Below are 18,557 nucleotides of genomic sequence, written 5' to 3' on the forward strand. Positions count from 1 at the left end.
CAATTAAATAAGATCTATAAATTTTCCTACTGTTGAATAATATTCTGGATTTCACTTTCCATTGATGATAATAATTCCTTTATATTATCATCGCTATCAATAGCTTCCCATAGTTTTTGATTAGCGATTTTGAATATCATCTCATCTTGCTCAGCGCTTAGGGGATTACTCGGAGTATCCGATGGTGCTATGTTATAAAACGACTCCCAATTTTTATCAATATGGTTATTGTATCCTTCCCGCGACAGGAGCACGGAATAATCGTTGCTCATCTGGTAAATGTTCGCAAACTCCGGACCATTAATATGCTGAATAAACTTCCAACTTTGCTCTACTTTGCTTGAACCAGAGTAAATTCCAAATAATTCGTTTGGCATAATAGCTGAAGCACTTTTGGAGTAGGCTGGATCTACTGGTGCGGTGACAATATCCCACTCAAAATCCGCCTTTAATAAATCATCCATCAGATAAGAATAGTCAACCGTCATAGCGATGTTCCCGGAACTAAATAGAAAATTCTCTGGGTTAACTTCCATTTGATTAATATTTTCACGTGTTTTTAATGAACCAGCTTTAGTACCTTCCACGAGAGGACCTAAGATGTTCTCCCAACTTGAGGTATTAATTGTCGCATTACTTCCCTTTGGATCCACATAACGAACCCCTTGGGATGAAGCCATGTCGACTGCCATATCAAACAAATTTTTATCATAAAACAACCCTGCAAAATCACTTTTATTTTGAGCATAATTCGTTATCGTTGAAGCTAATTTAAATACCTCTCCCCAGCTCATCCGATCTATTGGATGATCCACTCCATATTGATCGAATAAGGTTTTGTTATAGAAAAGCGCCTTTGCCGAAAAAGTTGGAGTTAGAGCATAAATTTCGCCTTGACCTTTTAAACGCAAATAACCCAGCAGATGGGGATTTATCTCTTCAATTTTAAAATCACCTGATTTATTAAGATATGGATCAAGGCTTACCAACAATCCTTCAGAAATGATGGAATCAAAAAAAGTTTCCTCCACATATACTAAGTCAGGTTGTTCAGACTTAATTAATTGTTTCAGTGCATCCTCACTTAACCCTTCTTTATAATAATCAGACAATGGTATGACCTCGAAATCAATATTAGGGAATTTTGTATGAAAAACATTTCCGTATTTTGTCATAAATTCATCAGTGTCAAAGTAGAGAACTTTGAGTGTTATGTTGCTTTCCTCTGGCCTATTCGCACACCCCGATTGCATCAAAATAATGACTACAAGGAGCAAAATCCATCTTTTCATATCCTGTATTCTCCTCCATATGTTTTTATATTAAGATGCATTTTAAGATAAAGTGATGGAGTAATTATAATTTTCTTCTATTATACAATTATTCCCTTTTAAAATCTTTGTATGTTGTTTGTATTTATGCCATATTGATTTCTGAACTATGCATACCTCTTTTTATTCTTATAAAAAAAAAGACCCATCCGAAATGGATTCGGATGGGTCCTTTTGCATTTTTATCTTAACGCTTCAGGTTGTAGAAAGATTTCAAGCCGTTGTATTGAGCCAGTTCGCCCAGTTGATCCTCGATGCGGAGCAATTGGTTGTACTTCGCAATACGGTCGGTACGGGAAGGAGCACCGGTTTTGATTTGGCCGGCATTGGTAGCAACCGCGATGTCAGCGATGGTGCTGTCTTCGGATTCACCGGAACGGTGGGAAACTACCGCAGTGTAGCCTGCGCGTTTAGCCATTTCGATAGCGTCGAAAGTTTCAGTCAACGTACCGATTTGGTTCACTTTGATCAGGATCGAGTTACCGATGCCGTCTTTGATACCTTTTTCAAGACGTTCAGTGTTAGTTACGAACAAGTCGTCGCCAACGAGTTGGATTTTGTTGCCCAATTTTTCAGTGAGCAATTTCCAACCTTCCCAGTCGTCTTCGGAGCAGCCGTCTTCGATCGTGATGATCGGATATTTATCAACCCATGAAGACAAGAGGTCAACGAATTCTGCAGGCGTGAAGGATTTGCCTTCGCCTTCGAGATGGTATTTGCCGTCTTTGAAGAATTCGGTGGAAGCTACGTCCATACCCAGGAATACGTCAACGCCTGGTTTGTAGCCGGCTTTTTCAATGGCTTCCATGATCGAGGACAAAGCGTCTTCGTTGGAAGTGAAGTTAGGAGCAAAACCGCCTTCGTCGCCAACAGCTGTGTTCAAGCCTTTAGCTTTCAGAACGGATTTCAGGTTGTGGAAAATTTCAGCGCCTACACGAAGAGCTTCTTTGAATGTAGGAGCGCCTACAGGCAATACCATGAACTCTTGTACGTCAACGTTGTTGTCGGCATGTGCGCCGCCGTTAACGATGTTCATCATTGGAACCGGCAGTTGTTTAGCATTGAATCCGCCGAGGTAAACATACAGAGGCAGGTCCAAAGCGTCAGCCGCAGCGCGGGCTACAGCCATCGAAACAGCCAGGATCGCGTTTGCGCCGAGTTTGCCTTTGTTGTGCGTTCCGTCCAAAGCGATCATCAATTTGTCGATGCCGAGTTGGTCGAGCGCGTCCATACCGATTACTTCTGGAGCGATGATTTCGTTTACGTTCTCAACGGCTTTGAGCACGCCTTTGCCGAGGTAACGGGATTTGTCGTCGTCGCGAAGCTCAACGGCTTCGTGAGCGCCTGTGGAAGCACCGGAAGGAACGATCGCGCGTCCGATGGCGCCGGACTCCAGGTAAACTTCAACTTCTACTGTCGGGTTGCCGCGGGAGTCGAGGACTTCGCGAGCGTATACGTCAGAAATAATAGTCATTGGTATATTCTCCTTTTTGTTGGTTGATGTTCAAAACGTCATTCTATGCTCCTAGGTTAGCCTAAAATGCAGCATTTGAACTCAAGTATGTTTAGTATTTCTACTTTTTTTGTTTATCGCTTAAGCCTTGCGGCTGGCGATCATCGATTGGCCCGTCATTTCAGCCGGTTGCGGCAGCCCCATCAGATCGAGGAGCGTCGGAGCCACGTCGGCCAGAATGCCGCTTTCGCGCAAAATGACGTTCTCGTCGGTTACGATAAACGGAACCGGATTGGTCGTATGCGCCGTGAATGGACGGCCGTTTTCGTCAAATACCATATCCGCGTTACCATGGTCGGCGATGATGATGACTACGCCGCCTTTGGCTTTAACCGCGTCTACGACTTTACCAACGCATTCGTCGGTCACTTCGACCGCTTTCTTCGTTGGCTCCAGCATGCCGGAGTGTCCGACCATGTCCGGATTGGCGAAGTTCAAAATGATCGCGTCATGTTTGTCGGCTTCAATTTCCTTCACGCAGGCTTCAGCCACTTCATAAGCGCTCATTTCCGGCTTCAAGTCGTAGGTAGCAACCTTCGGCGAATTGATCAGGATGCGAGTTTCGCCCGGAAGCTCCACGTCGCGTCCGCCGCTGAAGAAGAACGTTACGTGCGGATACTTTTCGGTTTCCGCGATGCGCAGTTGCTTCTTGCCTTGCTGTACCAACACTTCTCCGAACGTGTTGTCCAGGTTCTTCGGCGAGTAAGCCACATAACCTTCCACCGTTTCCGCAAACAACGTCAGGCAGACGAAGTGCAGATCCTTCGGAAATTTCGGTCCGCGGTCAAAGCCTTGGAAGTCCTTGTTCGTAAACACGTTGGACAACTGGATCGCACGGTCGGGACGGAAGTTCAGGAACACGACGGAGTCGCCGGATTCCACCAAAGCGATCGGTTGGTCATGTCCATCCACGATCACGGTCGGCATTACGAATTCGTCAAACACCGATTTCTCGTACGATTCGGTTACGGCCGTAACCGGATCGGTATATTTCGGACCTTCGCCGTATACCATCGCACGATAAGATTTTTCGACGCGTTCCCAGCGTTTGTCGCGGTCCATGGCATAATAGCGGCCTTGAACCGTAGCGATTTTGCCTACGCCCACTTCTTCGATCTTCGCGATCAAGCGCTCGATGAAACCTTTCGCGCTGTCCGGAGCTACGTCGCGTCCGTCCAGGAAAGCATGGATATACACTTCGTGCATATCTTCCTTCTTGGCCAGATCGAGCATCGCGAACATATGGTCAATGTGGCTGTGCACGCCGCCATCGGACAAGAGGCCGTACAGATGCAGCTTCTTGCCTGTAGCTTTCGCGCTGCGAACGGCAGCAACCAGGGTTTCGTTTTGGAAGAACTCGCCTTCGCGGATCGACTTGGAAATGCGGGTCAAATCCTGATAAACGATCCGTCCGGCACCGATGTTCAAGTGGCCCACTTCGGAATTGCCCATTTGACCTTCAGGCAAACCTACGGCTTCGCCGCAAGCGGTCAAAGTCGTATTCGGATACTCTTTCAGGTAACGGTCATAGTTAGGCTTGTTTGCCTGAGCGACCGCATTTCCTTCCACCGTATTCCGAAGTCCGAAGCCGTCCATGATGATTAGTGCTACTGGTTTTGGAGTGGACATCTTACTTTGCCCCCTCAACCAATTGAATATAGGAAGCCGGTTGCAGACTGGCACCGCCCACGAGCGCGCCGTCGATATCGCTTTGGCCCATATATTCCTTCACATTTTCCGGTTTTACGCTGCCGCCGTATTGAATACGGATTTTGTCCGCTACTTCCGCGCTGTACAAGTCTTTCACCAGACTGCGGATGTAGGAGATGACTTCGTTGGCATCTTCGGATGTGGAAGATTTGCCGGTGCCGATCGCCCAGATCGGTTCGTACGCAATAACGACTTGTGCCGCTTGCTCCGCGGACAATCCCTTCAGAGCCGCTTCGGTTTGTACCTTCACGACATCCTTGGTTTGGCCTGCTTCGCGCTCTTCCAATTTCTCGCCGACGCACGGGATTGGAGTCAATCCGTGTTTGAATGCGGCAAGCACTTTCTTATTCACGATCTCATCGGTTTCGGCAAAATAAGCGCGGCGCTCGGAATGCCCGATAATGACATAATCCACGCCCAACTCTTTCAGCATTCCCCCGCTGATCTCGCCGGTGAATGCACCTTCGTCTTCAAAGTGCAGGTTTTGGGCGCCGATTTTGATCGACGTACCTTTGGCTGCTTCCACCAAAGCCGGAAGATTCGTAAATGGAGCACAGATCACGCTCTCAACGCCTTCTACTTCCGCTTTCCCTTTGATGTCTTCGAAGAAAGCTTTTGCTTCGGAAACGGTTTTGAACATCTTCCAGTTTCCTGCAATAATTGGTGTTCTCATTTGTGGCTCAACTCCTTCTACCTAGAAGTAAAACTTTCATTAATGCCAATCTTATTTATCGTTCAGAGCCACAACGCCTGGAAGCGCCTTGCCTTCCATGAATTCCAGGGAAGCGCCGCCGCCTGTGGAGATGTGGTCCATTTGGTCGGCCAGTTTGAATTTCTCTGCCGCCGCTGCGGAATCGCCGCCGCCGATGATGGTGTAGCCTTCTGTAGTAGCGCAAGCTTCAGCCACTTCTTTGGTGCCGTTCGCGAAAATATCGATTTCGAATACGCCCATCGGTCCGTTCCAAACGACCAGCTTGGAATTTTTGATGATATCGGCATAAATGGCACGGGTCTTAGGACCGATGTCCACGCCTTCCCAATCGGCAGGAATGCTGTCGATGTCCACTTCTTTATGGTTGGCATCCGCGCTGAAATCGTCAGCGATGACTACGTCAACCGGCAATACGAAGTTTTTGCCTAGCTTTTTCGCTTTCTCGATGAAGCCAAGGGCCACATCCAATTTGCTGTCGTCCAGCAAGGATTGACCGATTTCATAACCTTGAGCTTTGAAGAAAGTATAAGCCAAGCCCCCGCCGATCAATACGTTGTCGGCAATGTTCAGCAGGTTGTCGATGACGTCGATCTTGTCTTTAACCTTGGACCCGCCGATGATGGCCGTGAAAGGACGGTCCGGATTCGACAAGGCTTTGCCGAGCACGGACAATTCTTTTTCCATCAAGAGCCCGGATACGGCCGGCAAGTGGTGTGCAATGCCTTCGGTGGAAGCATGCGCACGGTGAGCGGCGCCGAATGCGTCGTTGACGAACAAATCGGCAAGCTCCGCAAATTGCTTAGCAAGTTCCGCATCGTTCTTTTCTTCGCCCGGATAGAAACGGACGTTTTCAAGCACGAGCACGTCACCGTTGTTCATAGCGTCAACTTTCGCTTTAACCGCTTCGCCAATCGCTTCGTCGGCTTTAGCCACTTCTTTGCCAAGCAGTTCGCCAAGGCGTTTAGCCGGCAGTGTCAAACGCATATCCTCGTTCACTTGGCCTTTTGGACGTCCGAGGTGGCTCGCCAAAATGACTTTCGCGCCGTTTTCGATCAAATACTTGATCGTTGGCAGCGTTTCGCGAATCCGGGTGTCATCGGTAATTTGGCCGTCTTGCATAGGTACATTGAAATCTACGCGGACAAACACGCGTTTGCCGGTTACTTCCACATCACGTACACTCTTCTTATTCATCTCCACGTTCCTCCTATAGGTATGCGCGGCGCCCATTCCGGACTAAAGCACAGACAGGCTGCGCAACTCCAACTACGACTCTTGATTTCTCTCCTAAGCGGTACTGCTTCTCTATATAATCTTTTATAAAAAAACGGTGTGTGTGTGAATGTCGAATTACTTATAAAACCATGAACCAAAGAGGAGACCTTCATGAAGGTTACTCCTCTTTGGAATGTTATCAAGGAAAAACGGAATTACTTAACTTTTTTTGCGAAGAATTCCAAAGTACGAACCAATTGAGCGGTGTAGGACATTTCGTTGTCATACCAAGCAACGGTTTTAACGAGTTGTTTGTCGCCAACAGTCAGTACTTTAGTTTGAGTAGCATCGAACAGGGAACCGAAAGTCATACCTTTGATATCCGAAGATACGATTTCGTCTTCTGTGTAGCCATAAGTTTCTGGATCGGAAGCAGCTTTCATCGCTTCGTTTACTTCAGCTGCAGTAACTTTCTTATCAAGAACAGTTACGAGCTCAGTCAAGGAACCTGTTGCTACTGGAACGCGTTGAGCCGCGCCGTCCAATTTGCCTTGCAGTTCTGGAATAACCAGACCAATAGCTTTTGCAGCACCAGTTGTGTTAGGGATGATGTTCTCGGCAGCTGCACGAGCGCGACGGAAGTCACCTTTAGCATGAGGAGCATCCAGCGTGTTTTGGTCGCCGGTGTAAGCATGGATTGTAGTCATCAAGCCTTCGATGATGCCGAATTTGTCTTGAAGCACTTTAGCCATAGGAGCCAAGCAGTTAGTAGTACAAGAAGCACCGGAAATTACGGTTTCAGTACCGTCAAGGATTTCATGGTTTACGTTGTAAACGACAGTTTTCATGTCGCCTGTAGCAGGAGCGGAAATAACAACTTTCTTAGCTCCGCCTTTCAAGTGAAGCTCAGCTTTTTCTTTAGTAGTAAAGAAGCCTGTGCACTCCAGTACGATGTCTACGCCAAGCTCGCCCCAAGGCAATTCTTCAGGGTTGCGGTTAGCCAGTACTTTAACTTCTTTGCCGTTAACTTTGAAGAAGCCGTCATGAACTTCAACTTCGCCGTCGAATTTGCCTTGCGTTGTATCATATTTCAACAAATGAGCCAACATTTTAGCGTCTGTCAGGTCATTGATTGCTACTACTTCGATGCCTTCCACATTTTGAATACGACGGAAAGCCAAGCGTCCGATACGTCCGAAACCGTTAATACCAACTTTTACACTCATGAATAGATCCTCCCAGTGTTCGTTTTTTTTATTATTCAAGGCAGGCTGAATAACCCGCCATGAGTAAACCATTTGATTGTTGAATCCGTTAAGTAGAACAGGCTATTCCGCTCTGCGGCGCTCGCTTCGCTCAATCTCCTCCACGATCTCTTCCGCCGCCGCTTCATCCGTAACCAGAATATCTTCTTGTCCGAATTGCAGCACAGCATGAATCGCCTTCGCCTTGCTCTTGCCGCCCGCGATTCCGATGACGGTATCCGTCCTCATAATGTCTTCCAAACGAAGACCCAGGGTCAGCATTTTGTGAACAACGACGCCTTCTTGATTAAAATAGTACCCGAATGATTCCGCCAAGGCGCCTTCTTTCTGCAGTTCCCGTACCATTGAATCTTCCAGCTTGCGGCGCCGTGCCATCTCCATAGCATCACCGATTCCATGAATGATAATCCGCGCCTCGCGGATCATCTCCACGATATCGTGGATGTTCGGATCCCCTACGAGTGACTCGTACGCTTCTTTGCCTAGCAGATCGGGCACATGCAGCAGACGGTAGCCTGCTCCAACCCGTTTCGCCATGCCGGAAGCAATCGTATTTGCCTGAATTTCCAGGCTTTCCCCTAGTCCGCCCCGCGCCGGTACAAACCAGCATTGCTTCAGCGACAAGTTCGCCGGGGGACTAAGCTGTTCCGCAACCTCGGCTATCGTTGATCCGCCTGTAACGGCAACTACATCCTGACTGCTCATGGCGCCAAGCAGCGCTTTCGCACCTGCCCGCCCCAGTTCCTTCTTGGTCAGCGGGGAAATCTCGCTGTCGCCGGGAACGATCACAACTTTGCGAAGACCGAACGCTTTTCGAATCTTCTCTTCCAGATTGGACAATCCGAAGATTTCCTTCACTACCGGCTCCATGCCCTCCAGCAGTTTTCTGCCCGAATCGCTGATTCTCATGCCTATATTCTCGATTTCAATCAGGCCCTGAGCCTTCAGGAGATCCGTCTCGGCCCGCAACACTCGTTCCGTCATGTTCAGCGACACCGCAAGCGTTCTGCGGCCAATCACATCCGACAACAAGATCTGGTGAAGAATGGTATACCTTTTCTTGAGAATTTCCATGAGATCAGGAAGAAGCTGCTTTTGCATTTCCAAAATAGTTCGCATGCTTTCCACTCCTGCAAGCTTCGTCTTCTCTCTCCTTCTCCTTGGTCCTAAAATGTCCCGGGTAAACTTTTTAAGTCCCACTGATATTTTAACCAATTTCTGTGCCTGTTGCAAGCCTGACGTCCGTATAATTTACATTCCGCTTTCTATCTATTCATGTTGCTTTTTTGGGTGGCTAAATAAACATAAAAAGGCCCCTACTTGATGTAACGGGCAAACTCTTCACCCGTTCTCAGCAAAAGGAGACCTTATCAACTGTATAGCAATTAGTTCTATATAAAATGGTCTATCAGGATCAACTGGTTCGGATCAACACGGATATGGCACCTTTAGACTCCAAACGGAAGCTTAACAGCTCGGCTCCCTTCAGTTTCAAAGCAACATTTCCCGCCTCCTCCCCATCATTAAACAAAACGACCGCCAACGAATCATCTTTATTTCTAAAAGCTGCGGATGCGATGAATTCGCGGTCTGAGGAAGATGAGATACGCAAAGCTTTCGGGGAAATGATTTTGCTGAAATGGGCCAGCGCATAATAATCCAGAGTATAGGTCAGTTCCCGGGTCTCCTGATTGACCAGCACGATGCCCCGGCAGGTACTGCGGCCGAAGCCCGGTACGGCGGGCCCGTTATTTTCGTCCAGTGCCATATTCCATAATACAAAGGACTTGCTGTGATTCCGCAAGATTTGGATCCCCGTGCGCATAACATTGGAAAACGCCGGTTCAAAAGCGGGAATCCATTCCCCGCCCGAGCCTTCCGTAAAATGGACCTCTTTGTCCGGGAAAGCCCGCTTCACCTCGCTTTGGGCGGACGGATTTCCGCCATACCAATGCCAGGCCACCCCGTCTACCGCATCGTACGCATTCTCCAACACCGTCAGCGGAAAATCGGGACGGTCCCAGTTATGGTCATAGCAGAGAATTTTGGTATCGATGCCATGCTTTACGAAAGCGGGCTTCAAATAGTTCTTCACAAAATCGCTTTGTACTTCGGGCAGCATCAGCATTCCCGGATAGTGCCCCGGAACATACAGCGGCTCATTTTGCGGGGTAACGGCATAAACGGGCAGCCCGTGCTCGGCATAAGCTTGAATATAGCGGACAAAGTAGTCGGCGTAAGCCTCATAATACTCTTGCTTTAATTCTCCGCCGATCATCGAGCCGCTTGTCTTCATCCACCCCGGCGCGCTCCACGGAGAAGCCATCAGCTTGATATCCGGGTTCAACGCCACCGCTTTCTGCAATAATGGGATAATATCGTCTTCGTCATGCGCAATCGAGAACATTCCCATCGCCGGGTCGCTTTCACCATCGGCCAAATCGTCATAACTATAGAAGTCTCTGGCGTAATCCGAAGCCCCCATCGGGTTTCTTAAGACGGATAACCCGATACCGGACTCCGGATCAAACAATTTCTCCATTAACTCCGCCCTCTGCGGCTCGTCCAGAACCTGGTGAATCAAATAGGCGGCCGAATCCGTGAATGAGGCCCCGAATCCGTCCATCTCCTGAAAAGTTTCCGTATCATCCAGGTTTACTGTAATGAGCTCCCCATCGGAAGCGATCGGCGCCAATTGCTCGGGGGACTTTTTCTTAAACAGATGGTTCTCCCCATTGGATTCATAAATCAATATTTCGGCCATGATGGTTCCCTCCGCATTCTGTGTTTTGTTATAAAAAGGGCCCTTAACAGGCCCTCCATCTCATTGCTTTGCTTACTTAATGCCCAATTTCTCTTTGTTTTGGTTCATCTTTTCGCTGCGAATCTTCAAGATGTCATCCCAGTTGTTATCCTCCAGGAAGGCTTTGTGGGCAGCCAGAGTGCTATCGAATTCAGCTTCGCTCTTGGAGCGGATCAGGCTTACCATCGTCGTGTTCCAGTTCGTATTGATCGCCGACAGGGAGCGCGCTTCGGGAGTGCCCTGATCCGGATTGATGTTTTCAAGAATAAAGTGCGGTTTCAGCTTGCCCTTGCCCCATTCTTGCATTTGTTTGATGCTTTCCGGGAAGGCGTCGGCGCTCATCGCTTTATGACGGTCATGGCCGAAGAACATAAACTCGCCCATCCGGTAATCTTTTTTGAATTTATCCGCGTTATTCAATTGAAGATCTTTAACCTCCGGCAAGAATTCCACGCTGCCGTCGGCTTTCACTTGATACGTTTCTCCTTCGATTCCGTAATTCATCAGCATTTGGCCTTCTTCGCTCAGCAGATACGTGAACAATTGAATGGCTTTGGCCGGATCTTTGCATTTTTTCGTGATGAAGCTGATCATCCAGCCGGTAATGCCGGATTGGTTCAGCGTCGGCTGATTACCAACCGTGCTTTGAGGTCCGTCGATCGCCAAATATTCCTTGCCGGGATTTGCGCTCAAAAAGATTTGCAGATTTCCGCCTTGCTGCGGAGTCCCGTCCAGGAGCATCGTTGCGTATTTCCCGGATTTCACTTTTTCTTCAAAGGCCGTACCGTCGTCGGCAAAGCTGTCGTCGCTGATGGCGCCGTCTCTGTAAACCTCGTTCAAGGTTTTGATCCAGGCCAGATAGTCTTCATCCAGGTTACGGTTATAGAATCCGCCATTGCTGTCTTCCAGCGGTACGCCGAGGAAATCCTGGAACACGTCGCCCAATGAACCGGTGCCTTCCCCGATGGAATTGAAACCGAAAGGAATCAGATCCGGAAATTGTCCTTTGATTTGGTCCATGACGGCTTTGAATTCTTCCGGCGTTCCCATGGCCGTTTTGCCCAAGGCGTCGTAAACATCCTTGCGGACGACAAATGCCGTTTTAGCAGGAATGTTGCCGCTGTCATAGTCGGCCTGCGTATTCGAGTAGTTCGGATAGCCGTAAGTCTTGCCGTCTTTCAACTGGAACCAGTTCAACGTATCCGCGGCGGCTACTTTGTTGAAATGCGGGTCGTATTTTTCCGCAAGATCGTTTAACGACAGTGCCCAAGTCGGAGCTTTTTGCACCACCGGAGAGTTCGAATCGAAAATGGTTAGCAGGTCGGGCATATCCCCGCCGGCAAAAAAAGTGTTCAGTTTCGTGTCGTCGCCCGTAATGAATTTGATGTCAATGTTCAAGTCCTCTTTAATTTTCTTGGTCACGACGTCCTTGCCGAAGTCGGTATTCCACCAGTCCGCATTCACATACCAGGTAAGCTCGGTTGTCTCTTCTTTTTTGTCGAGCTTCCACGCCGGCGTTTCCGGATCGAGCGCATACCGGCCTTCAATCGAAACGTCCTTAGGGGCGTTCTTGGATCCTCCCCCCGAGCCGCAGCCCGTAATGACCAATACCGCAGCCAGTAATGCAGCACACAATTTGATCCCTTTTGTACCAAATCCTTTGTTCATGTTGTACATCCTTTTACCCTCCTTTGAATTAAAGCGCTTTCAACAACTTTAAAACCCCACATTTGTCTGCTTGGTAAACCGCCGAAAAGAAACTTTTACTCTTTCACCGCCCCCAGCATCATGCCCGAGATAAAGTACCTTTGCAGTATTGGATACATCACGACAATCGGCAACGTAGTAATGACAATGGTCGCGAGTTGAACCCCTTTGGTCGTCGTTTCGATCACGACGGAGCCCCCGATATTTTGCATTGACTGCGTTTGCGACTGGACGATAATTTCATACAGCTTCATCTGCAGCGGATAAAGGGCCTGATCGGTAATGTACAATTTGGTGGTCATGAAGTCATTCCACTGCCCGACTCCGTTGAACAAAGCGATCGTTGCCATGGCAGGCATGGAAAGCGGAATGAATATTTTGAGAAAAATCCGCCAGTCCCCGGCTCCGTCGATCTTGGCCGACTCATCGAGCGAATCGGGCACATTCCGGAAGAAGTTCATGAGAATGACGACATCGTAATAGCTGAACAAGGCCGGAATGATGTACACCCAGAAGCTGTTGAGCAGTCCCAGCGATTTGATCAATAAGTAGGTGGGAATCATGCCGCCCGAGAAAAACATGGTAATGACGCCCATGGCGACATACAGTTTGCGGCCGCGTACGTATCTTTTGCTCAACCCGTAACCGATCATGGCGCAGAAAAACACGTGGGTAATCACGCCGAGCGTCGTTTTGGAGATGGAGATAAAGAAAGATTGCCAAATGCTCGTGTCCCGAAATACGGCTTCGTAATTTTCCAGGGAGAACTCCTTGGGCCAAAATACGAATCCGCCTTCCGCCAGCGATCTGCCCGAACTAAAGGAGGACACGATGACATTCCAAAGCGGAACGACGATGACTACGGTGAACATGAGCAGCAAGGTGATGTTGATGGTATCAAAGATTCTGCTGTCGAGATCTTCTTTAACCGCCTTTCGATTCACTGGAATTGCCTCCTTTACAAGACCGATTGATTATCGTTTAGTTTACTGGTGACTTTATTGGCGGCAACCAGCAGAATTACTGAAACTATGGAGACACCCAAACCAACGGCGGTAGCATAGGAGAAATCGCCCTGCGTCATCCCCATCCGGTATACGTAAGAGTTGATGACCTCCGCGCGGGCCCGGTTTTGGGAGTTCATCAGCACCAGGGTTTGATCCAGATTGGAGCCCAATAAACCGCTTACAGTCAAGATCAGGTTCAAGCTGATGATCATCTTCATATTAGGGAGCGTAATGTTCCAGATTTGTCTGATTCGGCTGGCCCCGTCGATTTTGGCGGCTTCGTAATATGTAGGATCGATTTTCGACATAATGGCCAGATAAAGAATGGTCCCCCAGCCCGCCTCTTTCCAAATATCGGACAGGGTGGCGATCCACCAGTATTTCCCCGGGTCCAGCAAAATGTTTTGCGGCTTCGAAATGAGACCCAAATCGAGCAGCAGTTGGTTGAACAACCCGGTGGTCGAAAACCACGTAATCAGCATCCCGCCCAATACGATCCAGGACAGAAAATGCGGCAGATACGAAATGGTCTGCACGATTTTTTTGAACCGGCCCATGCTTAATTCGTAAATCATGATCGCCAAAACAATAGGAATCACGAAGCCGACAGCCAGCTTCAGAAAGCTGATGCCCAAGGTGTTAACCACCGAATCCCAAAAATATTTGTCGGACAAAATGATTTTGAAATTGTCGAGACCCACCCAGGGAGCGGAATCCAGCGTATCGATGACCGTGTAGTTTTTAAAAGCGATCGACAAGCCGTAAATCGGAATGTAGCAAAAAATGATCATGAAGATGACGCCGGGCAAGATCATGGACTGAATCTCCCATTGCCGCTTGTAATCGATTGCAAATTCCCTGACCCTTTGCCCCATCGGCTTTTTCCCGCTAGCGGCAGACCCTTTTGCCATGTTCCTCTCTCCCTTCTAAAATATAAATTTAAAGTATAAAAACGTTTTTATTTTTGGCAAAACAAATCCCCCTATCTTTGCACCGTTAAAAAAACAATTCCGCAACAAAGATTCTTGTTCCCGGCTTACGCCTGTTCGTTCCTGTTGATCTTTACATGGCTTGAGCCTCGAACGACAAGCTCTCCCTGCAGCTTTTGGGACTTACCCTGTTCTTTCTTCTGGATCATGGCAACCAGATGGTCGATCGTCAGGATAGCTTGCCTTGCGATCTGGTTCCTGACCGTCGTTAACGGCGGCGCGAAGTACTGGGCGATATCGATATCATCGAAGCCTACGACACTAATGTCCATCGGTACTTCGAAACCGTGAGACTTCAAAGCCTTGATGCATCCGATCGCGCTAAGGTCGTTCCCGGCCAGGAAAGCATCCGGCACCTTGCCCGAATGGTTGTGAAGAAAGGATTTTACGGCATTAAAAGTGCCCTCTTCCTCAAAATAGCCCTGCAATACATAGTCGCTGTCTACAGGAAGCTGATGCTCCCTCAAGGCGGCCAGATAGCCGTCTCTCCGCTGCACGCTATCGTACATCGTATCCACGCCGGAGATGTAGGCAATTCTCTTATGCCCGAGGCTGATTAAATATTTCGTTGCTTCATAACCGGACACGAAGGAATCGAAGGTCACGCTGCCCATCGTCTCGTTGTGAAAGACCCGATCCAGAAACACGGCCTTGATCTTGTCTTTCTCCATCACCGCGATGTCATGTTCATCGATCTTTAGCTCTTCATAGATGATGACGCCATCTACGCGCCTGCCGAGAATGTTGTTCATGATCACTTGCTTGTCTTTTGTGACGAACACATTCAACCCGTAACCCAAGCGGTCGCTCTCGCGGGCCATGGACTCCACCAGCGTGTAGAAATACGGCCCCGATACGCTGGTTGTGAAAAAACCCAGCATCTTAGTCTTCCCGGACTTTAAAAGCTTGCCGTTCAGGTTAGGTACATAATTTAACCGCTTTGCCACGTTGAGCACATGTGATTTTGTCTCCGGAGCCAGTACGTCCACATCGTTTAGTGCATTCGAAACCGTAGATATGGAGACGCCCGCCTCCCTTGCTACGTCCTTGATTGTAACCTTTGCCATTTCCATTCGCCCTTCATAATAAAAACGTTTTTATAACATCAAATTAGCATAAAAACGCTTTCAGTTCAATCCTTTTATTTTTTATTATCCCGGATCCGGCGACTGACAACTTTTTTTAGCAACTTCCTTGCTTTTTATCCCTGGATGTCATATAATCATTTTTGCACGCTAATTAAATGTACTGTTTGCGCCCGTGGTCCAATGGATATGACGTAGGCCTCCGGAGCCTGAGATCGAGGTTCGATTCCTCGCGGGCGCGCCATTATTACTTCATTAGCAACTATTAGTTATTATACGATTTACCTGATACCCTGACCTATGGGTTTTTTTATTACACTGAGTTTGACTTTCTTTGACTTTCTGTTTGAAATTGTTTATGATGAGGTTAATATTCATCGATTCCGTCAATTCTGAAATTGATTGAACCGATTCAATAAAATGGCTTGATCCAAATAAGGAGGTTTTATCGGTGAGTTATATTCCTATGGTCGTTGAACAAAGTAACCGCGGAGAACGCGCCTATGACATTTACTCCAGACTGCTGAAGGACCGCATCATTTTCCTGGGTTCCCAGGTCAATGACGTCGTCGCTAACGCCATTATCGCGCAAATGCTGTTTCTGGACGCGGAAGAGCCGGGGAAAGACATCCATCTGTACATCAATAGCCCAGGCGGTTCCATTACAGCCGGTATGGCCATTTTCGATACGATGCAATTCATTAAGTCCGACGTTTCCACGATCTGCGTGGGCCTCGCGGCTTCCATGGGCGCATTCCTGCTGAATGCGGGCGCTCCAGGCAAACGCTACGCGCTGCCTAACAGTGAAATCATGATTCACCAGCCGCTCGGCGGAGCCGAAGGTCAGGCTACGGATATCGAAATCCGTGCCCGCCGCATCCTGAAGATGCGTGATAAGCTGAACAAGATTTTGGCTGAACGCACCGGACAGCCGCTGGAACGGATCGAAAAGGATACCGACCGCGACTACTTCATGAGCGCTGCCGAAGCGAAAGACTATGGCCTGATCGATCGCGTCATCGAGAAAGTAACACCGCAAGGCGTTTAATTTTAATTGCAAAAGTAAATCAAAGACTGCTCCAACGGGTTATCGCCCTTGGAGCGGTCTTTTTTATATACATTAACCTATAGGATTCCGAATCGATCCAAGATCATCGGGACCGGCTTCTGAATATCGCGCCGCTTTGCCGGGCCAGCTTGCTTTTCAAGGAGTTCGGTGAAAGAATATGAACAGAGAAGTTAGCCACCCACCAATGAAGGAGTGAACAAAGATGAGCCATTTACAGAGACATCATTTGACCGAGGTTAGCCGGACTCTGGCCGAAGTGGCCACCGGAACGAAAAAGGCCGACCTGGTGATAAAAAACGGAACGCTCGTCAATGTATACACCGGACGGCTGCAGGCACATACGGACGTAGCCGTCGCTGCGGGCCGGATCGCTTATGTCGGGGACGCCGGCCATACGATCGGCGAAGAGACGGTCGTGCTGGACGCCAAGGGGCGCTTTATCGTCCCGGGCCTGCTGGACGGCCACATGCACGTGGAGAGCACGATGCTGTCCGTAACGGAGTTCGCCAAAGCCGCTTTGGCGAAAGGGACGACGGGCGTGTTCATGGATCCCCATGAGATCGCCAATGTATTCGGTGCGGAAGGCGTGCGCTGGATGCACGAAGAAGGACGCGGGCTGCCGCTGAAGGTATATACGACCTTCCCTTCCTGCGTTCCCGCCACGGACGACCTGGAGGACGCCGGAGCCGAGCTGAACGTAGCCGATATTGAGGACGGAATGACTTGGGAAGGCGTCGAAGGGCTTGGCGAAGTGATGAACTTCCCCGGGGTCGTGTACGGCGACCCCAAGATGAGCGGCGAGATTGCCGCGACGATCAAGGCCGGCAAAGCGGTTACCGGCCATTTTCCGAGCGAAGACGAGCCAATGCTGCAGGCGTATATTGCCTCCGGCGTAACGTCTTGCCATGAGACGGTCACGCGCGAGCAAGGTCTCCTCAAGCTGCAGCTCGGCATGCATCTCATGATCCGCGAAGGCTCGGCCTGGCATGATGTGAAGGAAGTGATCAAGGTCGTGACGGAAGATCACGTGCACCCGGGCAACATCATGCTCGTCACGGACGACGTGTACCCGCAGACCCTGATCGAGAAGGGTCATATGAACCACGTCGTGCGCCGCGCGATCGAGGAAGGCGTGGAGCCGGTAACGGCGATTCAGATGGCGACGATCAACACGGCCCGGTATTTCCGGGTCGACGGCGACGTCGGCGGCATCGCGCCGGGCAAATGCGCCGATCTGCTGCTGATCGACAGCCTGAAGGATATGGTGCCATCCACCGTCATCACGGACGGCAATGTGGTGTTCGGCGGCGGCGAGCTGCAAATGGCCTTCCCGGCCTATGCCTATCCGGAAGCCGCGCGGCAGTCGGTGCATTTGGCGCGGCCGTTGGAGGCGCGCGACTTCTTGCTGGCCAGTCGCCGCGAAGGTTCGGCCACCTCGGCTTCGACCGAGGTGAACGTGATCCGGGCGATCGAGAACAGCGCCCGGACGGGGCGCGGCACAGCCACGCTGGCCGTCGAGGACGGCTTCATCCGGCCGAGCCTCGAGCAGGATGTGCTCACGCTGGCCTGCATCGAGCGCCATCACGGCACGGGGCAGATCTCCCTGGCCTTCGCGCAAGGCTTCGGCCTGCGGCGCGGAGCGGTCGCTTCAACCGTGGCGCATGACAGCCACAACCTCCTGGTCATGGGCACCAACCCGGAGGACATGGCCTTCGCCGCCAACGAGCTAGCGAAGCTGGGCGGTGGCATGATCGCCGTGCTGGACGGACAGGTGCTGGCGTCCGTGCCGATGGTCATCGCCGGGCTGATGTCCGATCAGCCGCTCGATATCGTCGTGAAGGAAGTTCAGACGCTGGAAGAAGCGTGGAAAACGCTCGGCTGTACGCTGAACGCGCCGTTCATGACATTCTCGCTGATCGCGCTGCCGGTCATCCCCGAACTGCGCATCACCAATCGCGGCCTGGCGGATGTCGATCAGTTCAAGCTGATTCCCGTCGAGATCGGGTAAAGCCCCTTCGCACCGCTTTACGGCTACAAAATGGTGCAAAAATACAGTTTTTCTAAGCGAAACAGACTGCTTTAGAGGCAAATACTGCGAAAGTGCATCATTTGTCGGGGTCTTTGGAGTAAATCTAGCTTATACGATGAAAA

The 18,557-nt window shown here is 49.7% G+C and carries 14 protein-coding genes and 1 tRNA gene; 3 read left to right on the forward strand and 12 right to left on the reverse strand.

The genetic code is table 11. The features are described from left to right. Positions 1-26: 26 nt before the first annotated feature. The 12 genes from ACLB09_RS24620 to ACLB09_RS24675 all read right to left on the reverse strand — a co-directional run bounded on the left by ACLB09_RS24620 (position 27) and on the right by ACLB09_RS24675 (position 15,319). Complete coding sequence (locus ACLB09_RS24620) at positions 27-1,292, reverse strand: ABC transporter substrate-binding protein (protein WP_410772473.1); 1,266 nt, start codon at positions 1,290-1,292, stop codon at positions 27-29. A 226-nt stretch (positions 1,293-1,518) separates the two neighbouring features. After that, a complete protein-coding gene (gene eno / locus ACLB09_RS24625; protein ID WP_410772474.1) occupies positions 1,519-2,805 on the reverse strand; it encodes a phosphopyruvate hydratase in 1,287 nt (428 codons plus the stop codon). A gap of 120 nt (positions 2,806-2,925) precedes the next feature. Continuing rightward, complete coding sequence (gpmI, locus tag ACLB09_RS24630; protein WP_410772475.1) at positions 2,926-4,473, reverse strand: 2,3-bisphosphoglycerate-independent phosphoglycerate mutase; 1,548 nt, start codon at positions 4,471-4,473, stop codon at positions 2,926-2,928. A gap of 1 nt (position 4,474) precedes the next feature. Next, a complete protein-coding gene (tpiA, locus tag ACLB09_RS24635; RefSeq protein WP_410772476.1) occupies positions 4,475-5,227 on the reverse strand; it encodes a triose-phosphate isomerase in 753 nt (250 codons plus the stop codon). A gap of 51 nt (positions 5,228-5,278) precedes the next feature. Beyond that, complete coding sequence (locus ACLB09_RS24640) at positions 5,279-6,460, reverse strand: phosphoglycerate kinase (RefSeq protein ID WP_410772477.1); 1,182 nt, start codon at positions 6,458-6,460, stop codon at positions 5,279-5,281. Between the two features lie 236 nt (positions 6,461-6,696). Continuing rightward, positions 6,697-7,707: a type I glyceraldehyde-3-phosphate dehydrogenase gene (gene gap / locus ACLB09_RS24645; protein WP_114497402.1), complete on the reverse strand. Its 1,011-nt coding sequence runs from the start codon at positions 7,705-7,707 to the stop codon at positions 6,697-6,699. 102 nt (positions 7,708-7,809) lie between these two features. Then, the gene (locus ACLB09_RS24650) at positions 7,810-8,865 is read right to left on the reverse strand and encodes a sugar-binding transcriptional regulator (RefSeq protein ID WP_410772478.1); all 1,056 of its coding nucleotides are present in this window, start codon (positions 8,863-8,865) and stop codon (positions 7,810-7,812) included. Between the two features lie 295 nt (positions 8,866-9,160). Beyond that, a complete protein-coding gene (locus ACLB09_RS24655; protein WP_410772479.1) occupies positions 9,161-10,510 on the reverse strand; it encodes a glycoside hydrolase family 30 protein in 1,350 nt (449 codons plus the stop codon). A gap of 72 nt (positions 10,511-10,582) precedes the next feature. Beyond that, positions 10,583-12,226, reverse strand: a complete 1,644-nt coding sequence (locus ACLB09_RS24660; RefSeq protein ID WP_410772480.1) for a type 2 periplasmic-binding domain-containing protein — start codon at positions 12,224-12,226, stop codon at positions 10,583-10,585. Between the two features lie 86 nt (positions 12,227-12,312). Further along, positions 12,313-13,200, reverse strand: a complete 888-nt coding sequence (locus tag ACLB09_RS24665) for a carbohydrate ABC transporter permease (protein ID WP_410772481.1) — start codon at positions 13,198-13,200, stop codon at positions 12,313-12,315. Between the two features lie 14 nt (positions 13,201-13,214). Then, on the reverse strand, positions 13,215-14,174 hold the full coding sequence (locus ACLB09_RS24670; RefSeq protein ID WP_410772482.1) for an ABC transporter permease: 960 nt from the start codon (positions 14,172-14,174) through the stop codon (positions 13,215-13,217). 125 nt (positions 14,175-14,299) lie between these two features. Next, positions 14,300-15,319, reverse strand: coding sequence for a LacI family DNA-binding transcriptional regulator (locus ACLB09_RS24675; protein ID WP_410772483.1), 1,020 nt, complete (start codon positions 15,317-15,319; stop codon positions 14,300-14,302). Positions 15,320-15,506: 187 nt separating this feature from the next. Between ACLB09_RS24675 and ACLB09_RS24680 the strand changes: the two genes are divergently transcribed. The 3 genes from ACLB09_RS24680 (at position 15,507) to ade (ending at position 18,414) form a co-directional block, all read left to right on the forward strand. Then, positions 15,507-15,581 (forward strand) — tRNA-Arg (locus ACLB09_RS24680). Positions 15,582-15,788: 207 nt separating this feature from the next. Further along, positions 15,789-16,385 carry an ATP-dependent Clp endopeptidase proteolytic subunit ClpP gene (clpP, locus tag ACLB09_RS24685; RefSeq protein ID WP_410772484.1) on the forward strand — a complete coding sequence of 199 codons (597 nt, stop codon included), beginning with the start codon at positions 15,789-15,791 and terminating at the stop codon, positions 16,383-16,385. Between the two features lie 223 nt (positions 16,386-16,608). Further along, a complete protein-coding gene (ade, locus tag ACLB09_RS24690) occupies positions 16,609-18,414 on the forward strand; it encodes an adenine deaminase (protein WP_410772485.1) in 1,806 nt (601 codons plus the stop codon). Positions 18,415-18,557 lie beyond the last annotated feature (143 nt).

The organism is Fontibacillus forbon (genome assembly GCF_046559655.1).
Classification (GTDB): Bacteria; Bacillota; Bacilli; order Paenibacillales; family Paenibacillaceae; genus Fontibacillus.